12 protein-coding genes are annotated in these 20,101 nt (G+C 58.5%); 9 read left to right on the top strand and 3 right to left on the bottom strand.

Going from position 1 to position 20,101, the window contains the following annotated elements:
• Positions 1-63: 63 nt before the first annotated feature.
• A complete protein-coding gene (locus M017_RS0119245; protein WP_031499787.1) occupies positions 64-831 on the bottom strand; it encodes a cyclase family protein in 768 nt (255 codons plus the stop codon).
• Entirely contained in the window at positions 828-3,440 is a 2,613-nt protein-coding gene (locus tag M017_RS0119250) for a serine/threonine-protein kinase (RefSeq protein WP_031499788.1), read from the bottom strand. Before M017_RS0119250 ends, M017_RS0119245 begins: the two co-directional genes overlap by 4 nt.
• Positions 3,441-3,456: 16 nt before the next feature.
• Between M017_RS0119250 and M017_RS0119255 the strand changes: the two genes are divergently transcribed.
• Positions 3,457-4,701 carry an amidohydrolase/deacetylase family metallohydrolase gene (locus M017_RS0119255; protein WP_051670506.1) on the top strand — a complete coding sequence of 415 codons (1,245 nt, stop codon included), beginning with the start codon at positions 3,457-3,459 and terminating at the stop codon, positions 4,699-4,701.
• Between the two features lie 56 nt (positions 4,702-4,757).
• Here the strand turns inward: M017_RS0119255 and M017_RS0119260 are convergent, their stop codons facing one another.
• The gene (locus M017_RS0119260; RefSeq protein ID WP_031499790.1) at positions 4,758-6,029 is read right to left on the bottom strand and encodes a citrate synthase; all 1,272 of its coding nucleotides are present in this window, start codon (positions 6,027-6,029) and stop codon (positions 4,758-4,760) included.
• 135 nt (positions 6,030-6,164) lie between these two features.
• Here M017_RS0119260 and M017_RS0119265 point away from each other — a divergent pair, with 135 nt between their 5' ends.
• From M017_RS0119265 to M017_RS0119300, 8 genes are read left to right on the top strand one after another with little or no spacing between them, the layout of a single operon-like run.
• Positions 6,165-6,977, top strand: a complete 813-nt coding sequence (locus M017_RS0119265) for a DUF4159 domain-containing protein (RefSeq protein WP_031499791.1) — start codon at positions 6,165-6,167, stop codon at positions 6,975-6,977.
• 24 nt (positions 6,978-7,001) lie between these two features.
• Positions 7,002-9,266 (top strand): glutamine amidotransferase, encoded by a 2,265-nt coding sequence (locus M017_RS0119270; RefSeq protein WP_031499792.1) that lies wholly within the window; start codon positions 7,002-7,004, stop codon positions 9,264-9,266.
• A complete protein-coding gene (locus tag M017_RS0119275; protein ID WP_031499793.1) occupies positions 9,267-10,178 on the top strand; it encodes a hypothetical protein in 912 nt (303 codons plus the stop codon). It abuts the gene before it with no gap.
• Entirely contained in the window at positions 10,178-12,421 is a 2,244-nt protein-coding gene (locus M017_RS0119280) for a tetratricopeptide repeat protein (RefSeq protein WP_051670508.1), read from the top strand. Before M017_RS0119275 ends, M017_RS0119280 begins: the two co-directional genes overlap by 1 nt.
• Before the next feature lie 15 nt (positions 12,422-12,436).
• On the top strand, positions 12,437-13,465 hold the full coding sequence (locus M017_RS0119285) for an AAA family ATPase (RefSeq protein WP_031499795.1): 1,029 nt from the start codon (positions 12,437-12,439) through the stop codon (positions 13,463-13,465).
• A gap of 3 nt (positions 13,466-13,468) precedes the next feature.
• Entirely contained in the window at positions 13,469-14,353 is an 885-nt protein-coding gene (locus M017_RS0119290) for a DUF58 domain-containing protein (RefSeq protein ID WP_031499796.1), read from the top strand.
• 3 nt (positions 14,354-14,356) lie between these two features.
• Complete coding sequence (locus M017_RS0119295; protein WP_031499797.1) at positions 14,357-16,360, top strand: BatA domain-containing protein; 2,004 nt, start codon at positions 14,357-14,359, stop codon at positions 16,358-16,360.
• Between the two features lie 11 nt (positions 16,361-16,371).
• On the top strand, positions 16,372-20,043 hold the full coding sequence (locus M017_RS0119300; protein WP_035957885.1) for a hypothetical protein: 3,672 nt from the start codon (positions 16,372-16,374) through the stop codon (positions 20,041-20,043).
• The last annotated feature ends 58 nt before the right edge of the window (positions 20,044-20,101 follow it).

Genomic DNA, 20,101 nt, shown 5'->3' on the forward strand with positions numbered 1-20,101 from the left:
TGCCTGATGGATTTTTATTGCTTGATGGGTAAGGTCTCCGCAAATATGGCAGAAAGGTACAGATTAAGGCGCGGCTACAAGGGCAACTGGCCGGACCGGAGAACCGGTAGCTCCGTTGAGCTTGAGAGGGAGGCAGATGAAGAAACACTCTTTCACTCCGGTGGTAGCAAGCTCTTCGAGATTGAGATTCTCAATGATATAGATCCCTTTCTGCGGGAGAAGGTAAAAGTGGGCAAAGAGCGTAACTCCGGTTTCGGGATCGACCACACCGGGGACATCCCAAGCCATGTTGTCCGCACCGACGGCAGACACTTGGTGATCTGCGGCCCAGAGGGTCGCAGACTTGTGAGCGCCAGCCGCTTTGAGATAAGCCGCCTCATCGTGCCAGAGCTTGGCAAAGCCGGTGCGGACCAGCAGGATGTCGCCGGGGTTGGGGCGCGTGCCACCGAGCGCGCGTTCGAGGTCGTCTGCGGTGAATTCGTACTCGGCAGGAAGGGGCGCGAGATCGGCAAAGACGGCACGGCGGAGGAGCGGTGGAATTTCTTCGACACCGTGTTGGGAGAAGCCGGCGGGCGATTCCACTTCGTGGGCGTTCACTCCACCATGCAGGCAACCGTGTGCGGCTTGGTGCGAGAGTGCGTCGATGTGAGTGCCGGTGTGTTCCATCATCGTCAGCACGCCGCCAGCGCTGGTGCGGGGGGTGCCGGTTGGGTCGGAATGCCGGCGGTGTAGCGCGTAGAAATATCCGGGTTTGTGAGCCGGATGGATGGGCATACCAGTGAAGCGGGGTTGCTCGAGGTCGATGATGCGAGCGTTGGTGAGAGGGTTCATTGTGCGGTTTCTCCGAGGATGTGTTGGTTTCCCAGGGAGCGCCAGAAGCCGTAGATCGCCAGGACTGCGGCCATCACGAGGGTAGTGATCGTAAAGGGCATGAACCAGTCGAAGGGGTCAGTGGAAGTGGCTGCGCGTCCGAGGGAGTTGGTGATGAATACGGCTACGAGCGTGGTGAGGAGTCCAAAGCGAATGAGGCCAATCATGATGAAGAGGCTGATCAAGGTGTAAACACCTGCGTCGAGCCAGACGTTTTGCGATTGGAAGAGTTGGCCGTTGGTGAGGGAGAGCAGGATCGCAGAGACCACGATGGCGGGGAGCTCGCGGCGGAATAAAACTTTGAGTCCGAAGATGACGAAGAAGAAGAGCAGTCCGACACTGAGGGAACTGTTGGCAATGAGAAGGTGCGAGGCGATCCAATCGCGGGTGGAGAGATCGCTGATGTTCCCGGTGCTGAGCAAGCCGCTGCGTTGGAAGCTAAACCAATCTCTAACGAGAAAGGCGGAGGTGATGATGATCCCCATGGCCACGCCCATCAGGATGTGGGATCCGACTGCGGGGTCAGTGAAGTTGCCGGAGAGAATCCGGTTCCAGGTGATGATCGACTTCGGCCAACGGGCGCGCAGAGCCGGTTCGAGAGCGAGGTAGAGCTGCCATAAAACCAATCCGCTGAGAAGCGCTTCCGCGATGGCAAAGCCAGCGAAACTGAACATCCGGAGGTCCGGGATGTAGTGTGCACTCAGCAACCAAGCGGAGAGAAGCAGAATCATGCGGATGACGAAGAGATGGAATGCGCCTCGCCGATCGGCACGGTTGCTGATCCAGTTCTTGTGGGCGAGACTGGCACTGAAGAAAAGAAAGCCGAGCAGAGCGAGCGTGATGAAGTGCTGCTGGACGTTCTGTGCTTTATCCAGCATTCTGCCGCTATCGCTGATGGGCGGCGACCAGGGAGCCTGGATGTAAAGTGAGGTGAGGCGGCCTTTCCATGTGGTGTATTGGAGGTCGACTGTGGTTCCTGGCAGTCGAGGGTGGGGGCCACGCAGACTCACCCGCTGGTCAAAGACGCTGCCGGGTGTTCGGAGGGCGGGGGCTTCGGCGAACTTCGAGCGATCGAAGCTCATGGCCTCAAAGAGGTGATTCTCGTTCCAGGGGATTGTTGGGCTCTCTTCTTTGCGGGAGGGAATGGCTTCAAACAGGATCAGATTTCCCATGCTGTCGAGCATGAGCCGGACCATGCCTGGCGCGTCAAAGCCAGGACGGTTCCAACGTACGAGACCATCGGGACTCTCGGTGAGATAGTCGTTGCTCTGGCGGTAGGCATACAGAATGGGAGACTCCGCGGCAAAGAGCTTGTTCCAGTCGCGACTATTCTGCTTCTCCAACCATGTTTTCACCCCGCCTCGAGTTTCGAAGAACTGTTCCCAATCCATGGGTTTCTCCGGGTAGCCGAAGGTTTTGATGAGTTCCTGGGAACGTGCCTGCAAGGCCGCCGGCGCCAGATCGAGTGGCGTGTAGTCCAGGGTCTCGATGTGTCCTTTGAAAAAGGGAAAGCTTGCGAGAAAGAGCAGGCAAAAGGCGAGGAGCGGGATGCTGTGGCGACGGCCGAGACCTTCGCTTCTGCTGGCGGCCACCAACTCCGGGCTTGGGGTTTGGCCAGCCGCGAGCGCGGCCGTAAGAGGATCGCCACCGGGCAAGCCCGCGGATACGATGAGGGCGGTTTTGGGCCGGTGCGCGGGAGTGGGATCGAGGCAAAGGCGAATGACCTTCTCGACAGAAGGATCAATGTCGGTTGCCAACGAAATCATGCTGGTGATCGACATGGCCTCCTGCTGGTTTAGCAGTTCGTTGGCCGTGGTGCCTGAGTACGCTTTGCGGGCGGTGAAGATTTCGTAGAGGACCAGGCCGAGCGAATAAATGTCGCTTTGTTGGGTGACTTCGGTGCCTTTGAGTTGCTCGGGGGCCATGTAGGCGGGCGTGCCCTGGCGGGATTCGGGACCACTCAATTGATCGGCGACAGCGGCAAGTCCGAAATCGCAGATGAGCACCTCGCCACGCTTGTCGAGCATGATGTTCTGCGGTTTGAGGTCGCGATGGATGACGCCGCGATCGTGGGCCGCGGCCAGACCGGCGCAGATCTTGCGTGAGATCTCGAGAGCCTTGTCAGTGGGCAGGCGTCCGATGCGGAGCAGGAGGGTGGAGAGATCTTCTCCGTCGACGTATTCCATCGAAAGGAAGGGAAGTCCTTCACTCTCGCCGATGTCATAGACACGGCAGACGTTGGGATGAGAGACCTGGCGGGCGATGCGGACTTCGCTGTGGAAGCGTTCGAGCCAGCGAGGATCATTGTCGACGAGGTGGGGGAGAAACTTCAGGGCGACAGACTGGCCGAGCGTGAGGTCGGTGGCGCGGTAGACTTCGCCCATGCCGCCGCGGCCGAGCAGAGCGATGATGCGGTAGCGGCCATTGAGCAGGGTTCCCGGGGGAAATCGGCCTTCAATGGGGTGTGGCTGAGAAGAATGCGAGCTGGGAGTTGTGCTTCGCGCAGCCTGGACCGCGCCGGTGCCGACGACGGTCTGAGTGAAGTCGGCTGGCGAATCATCAGGCATCATCGATATGCTAACGCTGATGCGATTCTTATTGCTTCTCTCTGTTCTGACCGTTTCTCTTGTTCAGGCGTGCTCCTTCGATCTTGTGATCAAGAACGGGCATGTGATCGATCCCGCAAACAATCGCGATGGGCGCATGGATGTCGCCATCGCCGGAGGTAAGATCGCCCGCGTCGAGGCGAAGATTGCGACTGAAGCCGATTGCAAGGTGGTGGATGCCAGTGGCCTTTACGTGACGCCAGGGTTGATTGATATCCACGCGCATGTCTATGCGAATACCGGTTTGATTGCGCAGTATGCGGGTGAATTTTCGCTGATGCCAGATGCAATTGCGCCGCGCAGCGGAGTGACGACGATTGTCGATGCCGGCACCTCCGGCTGGCGGAACTTTGAGGATTTCAAGAAGCGGGTGATTGATCGGTCGCGAACCCGGGTGCTCGCATTTGTGAATGTCGCGGGGTTAGGGATGAGCGGCAATCAGAATGAGCAGAATAGCGCGGACATGAAGGGCGATGAAGTGGCGGCGATTGCGAAAAGATATCCGGAGATCATCGTCGGGGTGAAGACGGCTCACTATGGCGCACCGGACTGGATTGCCGTGGATCAGGCGCTGGTGGGGGGCGTGGGGGCGAATATTCCGGTGATGGTTGATTTTGGGTCGCGCAAGCCGGAGCGCACGATTGAAGAGTTGCTGCTGAAGAAGCTCCGTCCGGGGGACATTTATACCCATGTGTTCTCAGGACTGCGGAACGAACAACTGCCAAACGGGAAGCTGAATCCGGTGCTGTGGGAGGCACGCAAGCGCGGTGTGTTGTTTGATCTGGGACATGGCAACGGAAGTTTCTTCTGGACTGTGGCGAAGGCTGCCTTTGCGGAGAAGTTCTATCCCGATACCTTGTCGACGGATCTGCACATCCGGAGTTGGAGCGAAGGCATGAAGGACCTCAACAATGTGATGTCGAAGTTTCTGATTCATGGACTGCCGTTGCAGCAGGTGGTCCGGATGACGACCTCGTCGGCAGCCAAGGCGATCAAGCGGCCGGAGCTTGGAACGCTCAGCGTTGGCTCTGATGCCGATGTGGCGGTGCTGCGTTTGACGAAGGGGAAGTTCGGTTATCTGGATAACCGTGCGCAACGGGTGAATGGCAATTTACGGTTGACGACGGAGCTGACGCTGCGGGGTGGGAAAACGATCTATGACTTGAATGGAATGGCGGCGCCCGAGTGGAAGCCTGGGACGTTGCCGGGCGCGCGGATGCCGTAGAAAAGAAAAAGAGGCGCGATGGGGATCGCGCCTCTTTTTTGTTTATGGAGCTTGTTCTATTTGACGTTGCGTTCGCCGGAGCCGAGATAGACCTGGCGCGGACGGCTGATCTTCGTATCGGCATCCTTCGATTGCTCTTCCCAGTGAGCGAGCCAACCGGAGGTACGGGGAATGGCAAAGAGGACCGTGAACATCTCGGGACGGAAGCCCATGGCTTCGTAGATGATGCCGGAGTAGAAGTCGACGTTCGGGTAGAGGCGGCGCTTGACGAAGTATTCGTCGCTGAGCGCGATCTTCTCGATCTCACGGGCGATGTCGACCTTGGGGTTGCGGCCGGTAACGGCAAAGACGCTGTCGGCGGTTTCTTTGATGACCTGAGCGCGCGGATCGTAATTCTTGTAGACGCGGTGGCCAAAGCCCATGAGCTTGCGCTCGCCCTTCTTGACGCTTTCGATGAAGGCGGGAATGTGTTCAATGCTGCCGATCTCATCGATCATGCGCAGTACTTCCTCATTGGCTCCACCGTGCAGCGGACCACTGAGTGCGGATGCTGCGGCGGCCATGCTGAGGAAGGGATCGGCTTGTGAGGATCCGACGACGCGCATGGTGGAGGTGGAGCAGTTCTGTTCATGGTCGGCGTGGAGGATGAACAGGATGTCGAGCGCGTGGGCCAGGACGGGATTGGCGAGGAACTTCGGCTCGGCCATCTTCCAGAGCATGTTCATGAAGTTGGCCGTGTAGCTGAGCTCGTTGTCGGGATAGACAAAGGGCAGGCCGTTGGTATGGCGGAAGGCGTAAGCGGCAATGGTCGGAATCTTGGCGATGAGGCGGATGGCCATCAGTTCGCGGACTTCGGGATTGTGGACTTCGCGGGCATCGGGATAGAAGCTGGACAGCGCGGCAATGGAGCTAACGAGCATGCTCATCGGATGGGCGTCGTAGCGGAAGCCCTCCATGAACTTCTTCATGTTTTCGTGGATGAAAGTGTGGCGGGCAACGCGCGCCGTGAAGTCGCTGAGTTTCTTCTCATCCGGCAGTTCGCCATAGAGAAGAAGATAGGCCGTTTCGAGGTAGCTGCACTTGGCGGCCAGCTGCTCAATTGGGTAACCGCGGTAGCGCAGGATGCCGAGATCGCCGTCAATAAAGGTGATCCGGCTCTCACAAGCTGCGGTATTCAAGAAGGCGGGGTCATAGGACATCACCCCGAAATCTTTCTCAGTCGTTTTGATCTGCCGGAGATCCATGGCGCGAATGTTGCCATGCTTCAACGGCAGCTCGTAAGACTTGCCGGTTCTGTTGTCGGTAATTGTTAGGCTTTCGTTCCCCATGCTCACTCTTTGCTCCAAAGCTAGATTATGTCTCGGAATTGGGTGCTCTGGGACAAGGCGGTTGGAAAATCTTCACGAATTGGGTAACGAGATCCACGCTGTTTCGTCCGTGTTAGAGTAGGCTCAATCTGGCTGATGGCGAAGAAAAAATACCTCCGCGCGCTGTGCATCGTGATCATGCTGGCCGGGGTTGCGCTCGCCTTCCAGCGGGGCCGGAATCGACCGTCGTTCCTGGACGGGGATGACGATCCGGAACCTTATCCCACCGATGCTGCCGAGAAGACCGAATGGACTTTTGCGCGCCTTCGTTATAACTCCTATCGACAACAAGCGGGCTATTGGGGCGTGCGTGGGAGCTGGTCTACGGATGCGCCGAAAGCAGAGCGTCATTTAGCGCAGGGCATTCGCCGGCTTTCGCGTGTGCATGCGCGTAGTGTCGAAGAAGTGGTGGATCTCGATACCGATAAGATTTTCGACTACCCGTGGCTCTACGCGGTGGAAGTGGGGCATTGGGATCTGAGCGATACGCAGGCAGCCAAGTTGCGCGAGTATCTAAATCGCGGTGGCTTTCTGATGGTGGATGACTTCCACGGCACCATTGAATGGGAAATTTTCATGCGCTCGATGAGCCGCGTGTTTCCCGATCGACCCGTTGTGGATATCAACAATAAAGACGCGATCTTCCATATTCTTTTCGACCTCGACGATCGCATCCAAATTCCGGGAATTGTGATGTTCTACACTGGGCAAACCTATGAGCAGGACGGCGTCAAGGATAAATGGGGCGGCATCTACGACGATAAGGGACGCATTGTTGTCGCCATTTGCCACAACATGGACCTGGGCGATGCCTGGGAGCATGCGGATATGCCGCAATATCCGGAGCGGTACACGTCGATGGCCTATCGCATTGGCTTGAATTACATCATTTACAGCATGACGCACTGAGCCGTCACCGAATCACTCTCAAGCATGTTTGAATCGCTGTTTCTCTATCCTTCGCGACTCTTCTCGAAAGGCGAATTTGTTTTCGCCTCCGGGTGGTCTGTGTGGCTGCTGTTGCTTCTCTGTGCCGGCATTGCGGCGGGGATCGCGTTTGTTGTCCTGAAGCGCCATGGCGCGAATCTGAAGGGCGCGCGTTGGATTGTCATTGCTGCATTGCAGACCTTTGTGCTTTGCCTGCTGCTGTTCCTGCTTTGGCGGCCGGGCCTTCGCGTGACTGCCTTGAAGCCGCAACAGAATGTGGTGGCTGTGGTGATCGACGATTCGAGCAGTATGAAGCTGCCGAATGAGGGGAGCAAGCAGAGCGCGACGCGCATCGATACCGCAAAGAGCCTGTTGAACGAAGGGTTGCTGCAGAAGCTGCGCAATCGCTTTCAGGTGCGTGTGTACCGGGCGGGAGCGAATCTCGAACGGATCCAGGGCCTTGATGCGGTGAGCGGTGGCCAGAGTACGACGCATCTCGGGACGGCGATGAAACAGATGATGGAGGAGTCCGCGAGTCTGCCGATTGGGGCCGTGGTGTTGTTGAGCGATGGCAGCGATAACGCGGGCGGCATGGAAGCCGATTCGCTGAATGAGATTCGCCGCCGCCGCATTCCGATTCACACGGTTGGCTTTGGCGCCGAACGGCTGACGCGCGATGTCGAAGTGATCGATCTCGATACGCCGCAGCGCGCACTGTCCGATAGCCGCATTGGGGCGGCAGTCAGTTTTCGGAATTATGGCTACAAGGGGCAGAAGGCGAAGCTGATGCTGAGCCTGGACGGCAAGATTGTCAGCTCTCGAGAAGTGACGCTGGGAGATGAAGGCGTACCGCAAACCGAGACGCTGTTGTTCAATGCCGGGCTGGCTGGGGCGCGCAGTGTCGAGGCACGCATCGTGAAGCTGGCCGATGAGGAGAATAGCAACAACAACGCGCAACTGCGGTTGGTGAATGTCGAGAGTTTGAAGCCGCGCATTCTCTATATCGAAGGCGAGCCGAAGTGGGACTTCAAGTTCATTCGCCGCGCGCTTGATGGGGATCGCAATGTCCAACTGACGACGATGCTGCGGACGACACAGAACAAGATCTATCGCCAAGGGGTAGAGAACGCGAAGGAACTGGAGCAGGGTTTTCCAGATAAGGAAGAAGAACTGTTCAAGTTCAGCGGGCTGATGATTGGCGGTGTCGAGGCGAGCTACTTTACGCCGAAGCAGCAGACGATGATCAAGGACTTTGCCGACCGCCGCGGCGGCGGGGTGATGTTTGTGGCGGGTCGGGGTGCGCTGAACGATGGCGGCTATGCGGCCAGTTCGATTGCAGAGATCATTCCGGTGACGCTGAGTGACCGCAAGGGAACTTTTCATCGCGATCCGGCAACGGCGGAACTGACGCAGGCGGGCCGCGATAGTCTGATTGTCCGCATTGAAGAAGACGCGGCAAAGAATGTTGAGCGCTGGAAGACTTTGCCGTTTATGGCGAATTATCAGGAGACTGGCACGGCCAAGGCGGGCGCAACGGTATTGATTGATGCACTGCCAACCAGCAAAGGACGCTTTCCGCTGTTGGTGACCGAGCGCTATGGCCGCGGCCGCACGGCCGTGTTTGCCAGCAGCGGCACCTGGCGCTGGCAGATGAGCCAGGATGCCAAAGACATGAGTCATGAATTGTTCTGGCAGCAGCTTTTGCGCTGGCTGGTGAGCGAGACGCCGGCTCAGATTGCGGCGAGTCCAAGCAAGCAGGTGTTGCTCGATGAGGGGAATCTGGAGTTCCGGGCGGACATTCGGGATAAGGCCTATCATCCGGTGAGCGCGGCGACGGTGGAGGCGCGGGTGTTGGGTCCGGGTGGTGCGGCTTCGATGATTCCGCTGACGCCCGATGCGACGCAGCCGGGGATCTTCACTGCGAAGTGGGATGCGCCGAAGGCCGGCAGCTATGTTGTCGAAGTACTGGCGAAGAATGGCAAGGAAGAGATGGGCCGCGATGTTTTCACCTTTGTGCGGCAGGATGGGGTTGCCGAGAATTTTCATGCGGAGCAGAACAAGCAGTTGCTCGAAGGCTTGAGCCGGCAGACGAATGGCAACTATTACACGCCGGCGACGGCGAGCACACTGCCCGAAGATATTGCTTATTCTGAAGCCGGCGTCACGACACGCGAGACAAAGGATCTTTGGAATATGCCCGCATTCTTTCTCGCGCTGTTTGGCGCGAAAGGTGCGGAATGGCTGCTACGCCGCCGTTGGGGAGCTGTCTAGATGAAGCTGTTATTTCTACTTGCGTCTCCGGTGATGGCCGCGACCTTCTATGTGAATGTCGGCGGACTGGGCGGACAGGAAGATTACGAGACTCGCTTCAAGAGCAACATTGAAGAACTGGATAAGCTGACCAAGGCAGCGCCCGATGCAAAGGTGTTCAGTGTCAGCGGCGCGCAGGCTACGAAAGTGCGTCTGAAGGAAATCTTCGCGCAGGTGGCCCACGAGGCGAAGCCAGACGATACGGTTGTGGTGACCTTGATCGGCCATGGCACCTTTGACGGCTTTGACTATAAGTTCAATCTGCCGGGCCCGGACATGGCGGCGAAGGATCTGGCCTTGTGGATGTTGCCCATTGCGGCAAAACGCCAGGTGGTGGTGAACACGACGAGTGCGAGTGGCGGCAGCCTGGCTGCCTTGCGCCAGGAAGGGCGCGTCGTCATTACGGCAACCAAGAGCGGCACCGAGAAGCTGTCGACGGTGTTTCCGCGTTACTGGCTCGAGGCCTTGCGCGACCCGCAGGCCGATGCCGACAAGAACGAGACGATTACGGCGCTTGAAGCCTATCGCTACGCCGAGTCAAAGACCACGAAGTACTACGAGACGAACAAGCGTCTGGCGACCGAGCATCCGTTGCTGGCCGATACGGCCAGTGCGGCTGGATTCCGTATTCCCGATACGACCAAGGGCGAAGCGGTGATTGCGATGCGGACGCCTGTCTTGTTGCTGGGAAGCCTGCAGAATGCGGCGAAGACTCCCGAGAAGCAGGCGCTCTTGCGGCAGCGGGAAGCGCTCGAGCAGCAGGTGGACAATCTGAAGCTGCGCAAGGCGGCGATGCCGGCCGATCAATACCGGCTGGAGCTGCGCAATCTGATTCTGCAACTGGCTCGTGTCCAGCAGGAGTTGGACAAGTGATGAAAGTCAGCCTCATCGGCCTGCTCACGATGTCTGCGCTGCTGGCGCAGGCTCCGATGCCGAAGGTGAAGATGCTGAGCGCTGTGAAGCCAACTTATGACACCTCAAAGGCGGCGCGATGCTGGGACTTGCGCAAGCAGCGTAAGGTCGTGGAGTCGACGCAGTGCTTTGTCGGCTTGCTGGCGGAAAAAGAAGCGGCGATCCAGGCAGAGGGTCTTTGGGGCACGGGCAAGTATGAGGATGCGCTGCGGGAGTTTGACCTCGCTCGTGAGGTACACCCGCAGGATGCGGAAGTGCGGATTCGCGAAGGGGCGTTGTTCTTTGAGCGCTTTAATGAGCCGGAGGCGATCAAGTCCGTTTCTGAGGCCCTGGAGATGGATGCGGCCAATGTGCGGGGCCTGATGTTGATGGCCAAGATCTTGTCGAAGCGATTCGATACGAAGGCGGTCGAGCTGGCGCAGCGTGCCGCTGCCGCTGACCCGAAGCTGTACCAGGCTCATGAACTGCTCGCGCAGTTGGCGCTTGAGAATTCTGAACCCGTGAAGGCCGCCGAGGAGGCGCAGAAGGCGCTCGCGATCAACGCGAAGGCACTGAATGCAATGGCGACTCTGGGGACCATCGAACTGCTGCAGAACCGGCCGACCGATCAGATCGAGAAGGTGCTGGCGATTGATCCTAGCTATGGAGAAGCCTGGTATTGGGTAGGCCATCACTTTGTTCTGAACCGCCGCTATGAAGAGGCGATTGCATACTACAAGAAGGCTGTCGCCTTGACGCCAGACTTGTGGGTGGCACGCGAACAGCTTGGCATCAATTTGATGCGCACGGGAAAGCCAGAGCCGGCCCGGGTGGAACTAGAGACGGCTTATAACGCTGGATTCACTTCGACCGAAGTGGTGAACTCGCTGCGGCTGATGGACAAGTATTCAAAGTTCATCTCGACGAAGTTTGAGGGCGGTGAGCTGCGCCTGGACCAGAAGGAATCAGCGATTCTGCAGCCTTACTTTGAGCAGGAAGTGCGCAAGGCCCGGCTGAGCTTTGAGGCGAAGTACAAGATGCATCTCGATGCACCGCTGGAGGTGGAGGTCTATCCGAATCACGAAGACTTTGCTGTGCGCACGATGGGCATGCCGGGGCTGGGAGCCACCGGCGTGAGCTTTGGTCCGGTGGTGGCGATGGATTCGCCGTCGGCCCGCAAGGCCGGTGAGTATCACTGGGCCTCGACGCTTTGGCATGAGTTGAGCCATAGCTACATCCTGGTGGCGACGAAGTTTCTGACGCCGCGCTGGTACACCGAAGGCATCAGTGTTCATGAGGAGACAATGGTGTCGCCCGAGTGGGGCGATCCGCCCGATCCGGGGACGCTGCTGGCTTTGAAGGAAAAGAAGTTTCTGCCGATTGCCGAACTCGATCGTGGCTTTGTGCGGCCGAAGGAACCGAATCAGGTGCAGTTGAGCTATTTCCAGGCAGGGCAGGCGATTGACTGGATTGTCCTGACCTATGGCCAGGACAGGCTGAACGCGATGACCAAGGGATTTTCCGAGCACAAGACCACGGTTGAGGTGATTGCCGAGCAGTTGAAGCTGAAGCCCGAAGAGTTTGATGAAAAGCTCTATGCGTTCATGAATGAGCGCTACGGCAAGGCGGCTTCAAAGATGAAAGAGATTCGCGAGGCGATGGCGGCGGCAAGCAAGGCCTTGACTGCGAAGGACTACGATACGGCGATCGCCGAAGGCAAGAAGGCAACGGATGGCTATCCGGTGACGGCGATGTTGCCGGTGGGTTATGAGTTGTTGTCGAAGGCCTATCTGGCGAAGAAGGACAAGGCGAAGGCTCGCGAAGTACTGCGGGAATACGCGAAGGCAGCGGGCCGCAATCCGGAAACTTTGAAGCAACTCGCGCAGTTGGAGGAAGAGGGGGGCGATAAAGCGATGGCCGCCGCCGCGCTCCAGCGTCTGATGTATATTTCGCCGGTGGGGGACGAGGATCTGCATCGCAAGCTGGGCGAATACTATCTTGATCTCCAACAGCCGCAGCGCGCGCTGCCTGCTTTCCAGGCCCAATTGGCCTCAAAGCCGGTGGACCCCGCGGGTGCATATTACAATTTGGCCAGAAGCTACCTGGCCTTGTCTCGCCGCCCCGAAGCGAAAGAGGCGCTGTTCCAATCGCTCGAATTGGCACCCAGCTTCAAGCCGGCCCAGAAGTTGTTACTCGAGCTTGAGAGCCGTTCGAGCAATCAATAATCCAAGGAATCATTCATGAGCACGATCCCGACTGAAACGCCCATCGACACGACTGATATCAAAGCCCGCGTGGCGCGTTTTCAAAGCGTTCAACAATCACTGGTCAGCGAAGTTCACAAGGTCATCGTGGGCCAGGAAGAAGTGCTGGATCAAGTGCAGATCGCGCTCTTCGTCGGTGGACATTGTCTGATCACCGGCCTGCCGGGTACGGCCAAGACTTTGCTGGTGCGGACTCTGGCCGACATCCTCGGTTTGAAGTTTACCCGCATCCAGTTCACGCCCGACCTGATGCCGTCTGACATCACCGGCACCGACATTATCGAAGAAGATCCGGCCACGGGACGGCGCACCTGGAACTTTGTCCAGGGTCCGATTTTTGGCAATGTGGTGCTGGCCGACGAAATCAATCGCACGCCTCCAAAGACGCAATCGGCTTTGCTCGAGGCGATGCAGGAGCGCACGGTGACGGTGCGCGGCAATCACTACAAACTGCCGAGCCCCTTCTTTGTGCTGGCGACGCAGAACCCGATTGAACTGGAGGGCACCTATCCGCTGCCTGAGGCGCAGTTGGATCGCTTCTTGTTTAATACCGTGCTCGACTATTTGAGTGCTGAGGATGAGCTGAAGGTGGTGAGCCTGACGACGAGCACGACGACGGCGCGCGCCTCGGCGATCACGACGGCGGAAGAGATGCTGAGTTTCCAGCAGTTGGTGCGCATGGTGCCGATTGCCGAAAGCGTGGCCCGTTATGCGGTGTCGCTGGTGCGGGCCTCGCGGCATAGCGATGCCTCCGCGCCGGACTTTGTGAAGAAGTATGTGAATTTTGGGGCGAGCGTACGCGGCATTCAGAATCTGGTGCTGGCCTCGAAGGCCCGCGCCTTGATGAAGGGCCGCTATCACGTCACTTATGAGGATGTGCAGAAGCTGGTGACGCCGATTCTGCGGCATCGCATTTTGCTGAACTTCCAGGCCGAGAGCGAGCGCCTGACAACCGATGCGCTGCTCACCAAACTGATCGACTTCGTTCCCGTTCCGAAAGAGTAGCCCTTGCAGCAGAATTTTCTCGATCCGCAAGTACTGGCCGCGATCTCGGGGCTCGACCTCGTCGCAAAGACGGTGGTGCAGGGCTTCGTGAACGGTCTGCATCGCTCCCCCGACTTTGGCTTCAGCCAGGAGTTTGCCGAGTACCGGATGTACACGCCGGGCGATGACCTGCGCAGTGTGGATTGGAATGTCTACGCCCGCACGGATCGTATCTATCTGAAGCGTTATCGCGGTGAGACGAATACGCGGATGACGGTGTTGCTCGACTTGTCGAAGTCGATGAGCTTTGGGGCCAAGCCGAACAAGCTGGACTACAGCCGATTTCTGGTTTCGAGCCTGCTCTATCTGGCGGTACAGCAGCGCGATGCGGCGGGTCTGATTCTGTTTGACGATGAGGTGCGGCAGTTCATTCCGCCGTCCTCGCGCGTGGGCCAACTGCAACGCCTGCTGCATGCTGTTGAGCATGCCGAGGTGGGACAGCATACCGATTTCTCAAAGCCCTTCCGGCACTTTCTTGAACTGATCCGCCAGCGGGGACTGGTGATTGTGGTCTCTGACTTTTATGCGAAGCCGGAAGAGGTGATCGAGACAATCTCGCCGCTGCGTTGGAAGAATAACGAAGTGGTGCTGTTCCACATTCTGGACCGGCAGGAACTGGAGCCGAGTCTGACCGGGCCGGCGACGATGATCGATATCGAAAGCGGTGAAGCGATTGAAGTGACGCCGGAATATGTGAAGACCGAGTACCGGGCGAAGATGGACGCGCACATTGAAGATTTGCGGAGCCGGGCGCAGGGCGCTGGGATGGATTACTTTCTGATGCCGACCGATAAGCCGCTCGACGCAGGCCTGCGCGAGTATCTGGCGGCGCGTCAGGGGAGGATGTAAGCGATGGGCCTGCTGTCTCCCTGGTGGTTGCTTGGTGGCGTGGTGGCGGCTGGTTTGCCGGTGTGGTTGCACCTGTTGCAACAGCACAAGCAGGACCCGATCCAGTTTGCTTCGACGATGCTGATGGAGCGCCGCACGGAATCGACCACCTACCAGCGGCGGCTGAAGTACAAGGCGCTGATGGCGCTGCGGCTTTTGCTCTTATTGCTGATCGCGCTTGCTTTTGCGCAGCCCTTTTTGAACAAGCCGCCGGCGATTCTGAATGCGGCGAATGTGCTGCATCTGATTGTGGTCGACAATTCGTTTTCGATGCGCGAGGGCGATCGTCTGAATGCAGCGCGCACCGCAGCGCTGGCCGCTTTACCGAGCGGCGGCGTGGCGCAGGTGTGGAGCCTGGGCAGCCATGTGAGTTTCTTGTCGCCGGTTACGAAGGACCGCAACGAACTGACTGGGGCCATCAATAGCGTTGGGCCGAGCGATGAGAAATCGAGCTTTGCGGAACTGGCGCGTGCGCTGCGCGATGCAGGGCGATCGAGTGGCCGCGCCTTGCAGGTGAGCTTTGTGACGGACGCGCAACGGACGGCGATGCCGCCTTCCTTCAGCGACTTGGTGCTCGAACCCGGCAATGAGCTGAAGGTGATCGATGTTGGACGCAAGATGCCGAACTATACGGTGGAGACAGTGAATGCGCCGCGTACGATTTCCGATTTGAGCAAGGCGAAGGTCAACGCGACGCTGACTGCTTTTAACGCGCCCGCAGCGAAGAAGACGGTGGTGCTGCGCATCAACGGGAAGCAGATTGCCTCGAAGACCGTTGAGGTGCCGGAGAACGGAAGGGTCACGGTAGAGTTCACTGGGCTGGAAGGGCCTTATGGTTGGTTGCGCGGGGAAGTTGCCATTGCCGATGCTGATGCCCTTGAGGCTGATAACAAGTTCTATTTCACGGTGGAGCGTGCGGATCCGCGGAAGGTTCTGCTGATTGAGGAGCAGCGTGGATCCCGTGCCGGCATGTATTTCAAGACGGCGCTCGAGTCCAGCACAGAGTCGTTCTTCCGCGTGGAGGAGATGAGCGCGGGGAATGCGGCGAGCGTGAATTTGTCGGGCTACGCTTTTGTCGTGTTGAATGATCCGGGGCTGGCGGTGAAGGGGATGGAAGCCGCGCTTAAGACTTATGTGGAAGGCGGTGGTGCTTTGTTGATTGCCGCCGGAACGCAGACCGGCAGCCTGCCGGTGATTCCGGTGGTGGGCATCAAGAGCGAAGGATCGAAAGTGGCGACGCGTGGGGCGCAGCGCTTCTATGCAGCGGCTAATGTAGACCCGACCTTTCCGTCCTTGCGCCGGGCCGGCCGCCTCGAAGGCGTCCGCTTCTTCCAGTTCGCTGGCATGGAAGTGCCCGAAGGGGCTGTGGTGGCGGCGAAGCTTGATGACGGGAGTCCGTTGTTGCTTGAGAAGAAGATGGGAGAAGGCAAGGTGCTGGTCTTTGCCTCCAGCTTCGATAATGTGTCGAACGACTTTCCGGTGAAGCCGGGCTTTGTGCCATTTATCGAACAGACGGCTGCTTATCTGGGCAACGTCGAAGAGCGGACCTCGAGTTATCTGGTGGATTCCTATCTTGATCTGCGCGCCGATCAGAAACGTGCCTCGTCGGTGGAAGTGTTGGGGCCGAATGGGGAGCGGGCGCTCAGCCTCAAAGAGGCGGCTGCGGCGAGTAGCTTGCGGCTAGGCGAATCGGGATTCTACGATGTGCGCCGCGAGAATGGACGGCAGGAACTGGTGGCGGTGAATGTCGATCGTCGAGAGAGCGACCTCGATCCGACGCCGCGTGAGAATCTGCAGTTGTGGGAACAGACCGGCAAGTCCGCCGGCGGTACCGGACAAGCTGGTAGTGTGGTGGACACGCCCCAACCGGAGCCGCAAAGCTTCTGGTGGTGGGTGGCGCTGTTCGCATTTGTGACGCTTCTTGCCGAGAGTTTGCTTTCGGCCCGTTATTTGCAAGCCCAAGCTTAAGGAGTACCGTTATGGCATTCGAGTACCTGAATCGATACGTAGAGCGCGTCAAGCGCCGCTTGCTGGCGTCTGCGGTATTGAAAGGGTTGGCGATTGCCGCAATGGTGGCACTGTTGATGACGGTGCTGCTGGTGGCTGTGAATTATCGCCTGGATGTCCAGGCGGAGAATTGGAACTGGTCGCGGGCCCTGCTCTTCCTCAGCATTGCTGCCGCGATCACCTTCGGTATCGCGCTTCCGGTGATGTTGATCAATCGCCGGCGTGCAGCGCAAAAGGTGGAGCAGACGGTGCCGGGTCTTGATCAGCGTCTGATCACTTGTCTTGAGAACAAGGACGAGTCGAATCCGATGGTGGCGCTGGTTGCCGAACAGGCCTGGGAGAAGGCGCGTGCGTATGAGCCATCACAACTGGTAGGCAGTTCCTGGATCGCGAGCTTTGCGGGCACGGCCGTGGTGAGTTTGGGTGTTTTAGCTTGGTTGATTTTGGCGGGTCCGGGTTGGTTGGGGCAGGGCAGTGCGCTGCTCTGGGGCGGGGTTCCGAAGGGTGCGAGCGTATTCAATCGGGAACTGAAAGTGGAACCTGGTTCGACCAAAGTGCGCCGCCGGGCTGACATGATGGTGACCGCGCAGGTGAGTGGGATGAACCCGCCGAGTGTCCGCATCTTTGCCCGTTTCCACAAAGCCGGCACCTGGGAAGAAGTGCCGATGATGCCGGTGAATGGGGCGACGGACAAGTGGAATTTCCTGTTTGCCGGGCTTGCCGACAGTGTGGATTATTATGTTGTCGCCGGGAGCCTGAAGAGCCAGCAATACACGCTGACGGCTGTCGATCTGCCCGGGGTCAAAAAGATCAAGACCACCTACCACTTCCCGTCCTGGTCTGGAATGCCGGATCAGATCGAGAACCCGGGCGGCGATCTCCGCGCGGTGACAGGTACGGATGCCTATCTCGAGATCGAGACCGATAAGCCACTCGAGAAGCCGGTGCTGCTGATGGACGACGGGACGCGGGTGCCGGTGCACAGCAAGAGTCCAATCACTCATTTGGTGACGGTCAGCATTCGCAAGGATGGCTCTTTCCATCTGGCCATGCTTGAGAACGATAAGGCGATCCGTCTGACCGATGACTACTTTGTCGAAGCATTGAAGGAAGGTCCGCCTGAGGTGAAGATCTCGCGGCCGGGACGCGATGCGAAGGTGAGCCCGATCGAAGAGGTTGCCTTCGAGATCAGTGCGACTGACGACTTCGGATTGCATGCGCTCAGCTTCCACTATTCGGTGAATGGGGGGACGGAGCAGACCGTGCAGTTGCCTATCCACCGTGGATCGAAGAATGGTTCTGGCAGCTACCAGTTGAACCTCGAAGATTTTAAGCTTTCCCCTGGTGACAATGTGATGTTCTACGCCAAGGCGCACGATGCGAAGTCGGAGTCTTCGACGGATGTCTTCTTCCTCGAGGCGCAGCCTTATGAGCGGGAGTTTTCACAGAGCCAACAGCAGGGTGGCGGGGGTGGTGGACAGCAGGATCAGGATGGCAATATTGTCCAGCGGCAAAAGGAAATCATCAGCGCCACCTTCCAGGAAGACAAGACGAAGAAGAACGCGAACGAAGCCAAAGAGAACGCAAAGTTTTTGAGTGAAACGCAGGAGAAGCTGCGGCAGCAGGCGCAGACCTTCGTACAGCGCATTCGCGCCCGGCAACTGGCTGGACAGAACGAGACGATCGAACTGATGGCCAAGGATATGACGGAAGCGGCCAACGCGATGTCGCCTGCAGTGGAGGCCTTGCGAGGCCAGAAGTTCAAGGATGCGTTGCCGCATGAGCAGAAGGCGTTGCAATACTTGCAGCGGGCTGAGGCGCGGCGCAAGGAAATCGAAGTTGCCATGGGGCAGCAAGGGGGCGGCGGAGGGGGTGGCGCTCAGCGTGATCTTGAGAGTCTGCTCGATCTCGAGTTAGATACGGAGAAGAATCAGTACGAGACCGGCCAGCAGATGAGTGCCGAGCAGAAGCAAAGGGAAACCGATGAGGCACTGCGGAAGCTGGAAGAGCTCGCCCGCAGGCAGCAGGAATTGGCGAGCAACAACCGGCAGAATCAGCAATCGCCGGAGCAGCGTTGGCAGCAGGAGATGTTGCGCCGTGAAGCGGAGAAGTTGCAGCAGGAACTCGAGCGCTTGCAGAAGAACCAGCAGCAGAGCCAGCAACAAGCTGGACAGCAATCGCAGAGTGGCCAACAGTCTCAACAAAGCGGTCAGCAGGGGCAGAGCGGGCAACAGAGCCGCCAGCAACAGAAGTTGAATCGCGATCCTCGCCTGGACAAGGCAATGGAACAGTTGAAGGAAGCGGCCAACGATATGCGCCGCGCGACAGCGAATCAGCAGAACGGGCAGCAGAACGATGCGGAAACACGCCGTGCCGCCGAGCGGCTGAATGAAGCTCGCAACCTGATGCGGGACAGCGAGAAGTCGGGACGAGAGCAGCAACTGAGCGACTTATCGAGGCGGAGCGAAGAGCTGGCCCAGCGCCAGCGTGACTTTGAGAAGCAGATGCGCAACCAGTATGGGCAGGGCGAGAACCGGAACCCGAATGCCCGCAGCGATTCCTTCAAAGAGGGGCAAGATCCGCAGAAGGCGAATCAGCTGGCCGATGAGAAGGCAAAGATGATGGAGGATTACCAGAAACTCGAAAAGGATCTGCAGGATGCCGCCCGTCAATTGCGGAGTTCGCAGCGCAGCGCCTCGGCGAAGCTTCAGGAAGGCTTGGGCGATGCCCAGAAGGAAGACCTCAACCTGAAGATGAAGATGATGAGCGAATACATCCGCCGTGGGTATGGGCAATACATGGCGGGTCGCGAGAAGGAAATCACAAAGGCTCTCGATGCGTTGCGTGACAAGGTGAAGGAGGCCGAGAAGATGGCTGGCCCGGGCGGCAATCCTCAGGATCCGAATGAGAAGGCGCTCGCGCAGGTAGAACGTCTGCGGCAGCAAGTGGCCGAATTGACCCGGCAGCAGGGGCAACAGGGCGGCAGCCAGCAGGGGAATCAGAAGGGGCAAGGACAACAGTCCAAGCAGGGACAACAGCAAGGCCAAGGACAGCAGCAACAAGGGCAACAGGGTGGCCAGCAAGGCGGGCAAGGACAGCAGCAAGGGCAGGGACAGGGGCAGCAGGCTGGCAATCAGCCGGGCCAGGGCCAGCAACAGGGGCAGGGTCGTGGCCAGCAGGGCAACCCGAGCGAACAACGCGGTGGCGGGGGCAGTGGTACAGATCGTGGTGCCATGAATATGGGCGAGCGCCAACCTGGTCTGCCGAATGCTGCCGAGATGCGTGGGATGCAGCAGAATTTCTCGCAAGGTCTGCGGGATCTTGAAGCAAACCGAAATCGCTTGGGCAGCACTCCAGAAGATCAGGCCGAGATCCAGAAACTGCTTCGCGAGATGGCGGCCTTAGACCCGAATCGCTTCAAGGGCAATCCGGCTCTCGTCGAACAGATGCGAAGCCAGTTGCTCCCTGTGCTGGAGCAATTGGAACTGAAGCTTCGCCGCGAGATGGATGCGAAGGAAGCAGGAAGCCAGGCGCGCAGTGCGACTCCGGACCGTGTTCCTACAGGTTATGCCGATCAGGTCGCGGAATACTTCCGGCGCCTGAGCAAGGGCAGCGCGACGTCCACGACACCCAAGAAGAATTAGGACAGTTGGGCCTCCTCGCGCTTGAAGTTTGTGCTGCAACAGATGTGCACTCCGCAGC

The organism is Bryobacter aggregatus MPL3 (genome assembly GCF_000702445.1).
Taxonomy (GTDB): domain Bacteria; phylum Acidobacteriota; class Terriglobia; order Bryobacterales; family Bryobacteraceae; genus Bryobacter; species Bryobacter aggregatus.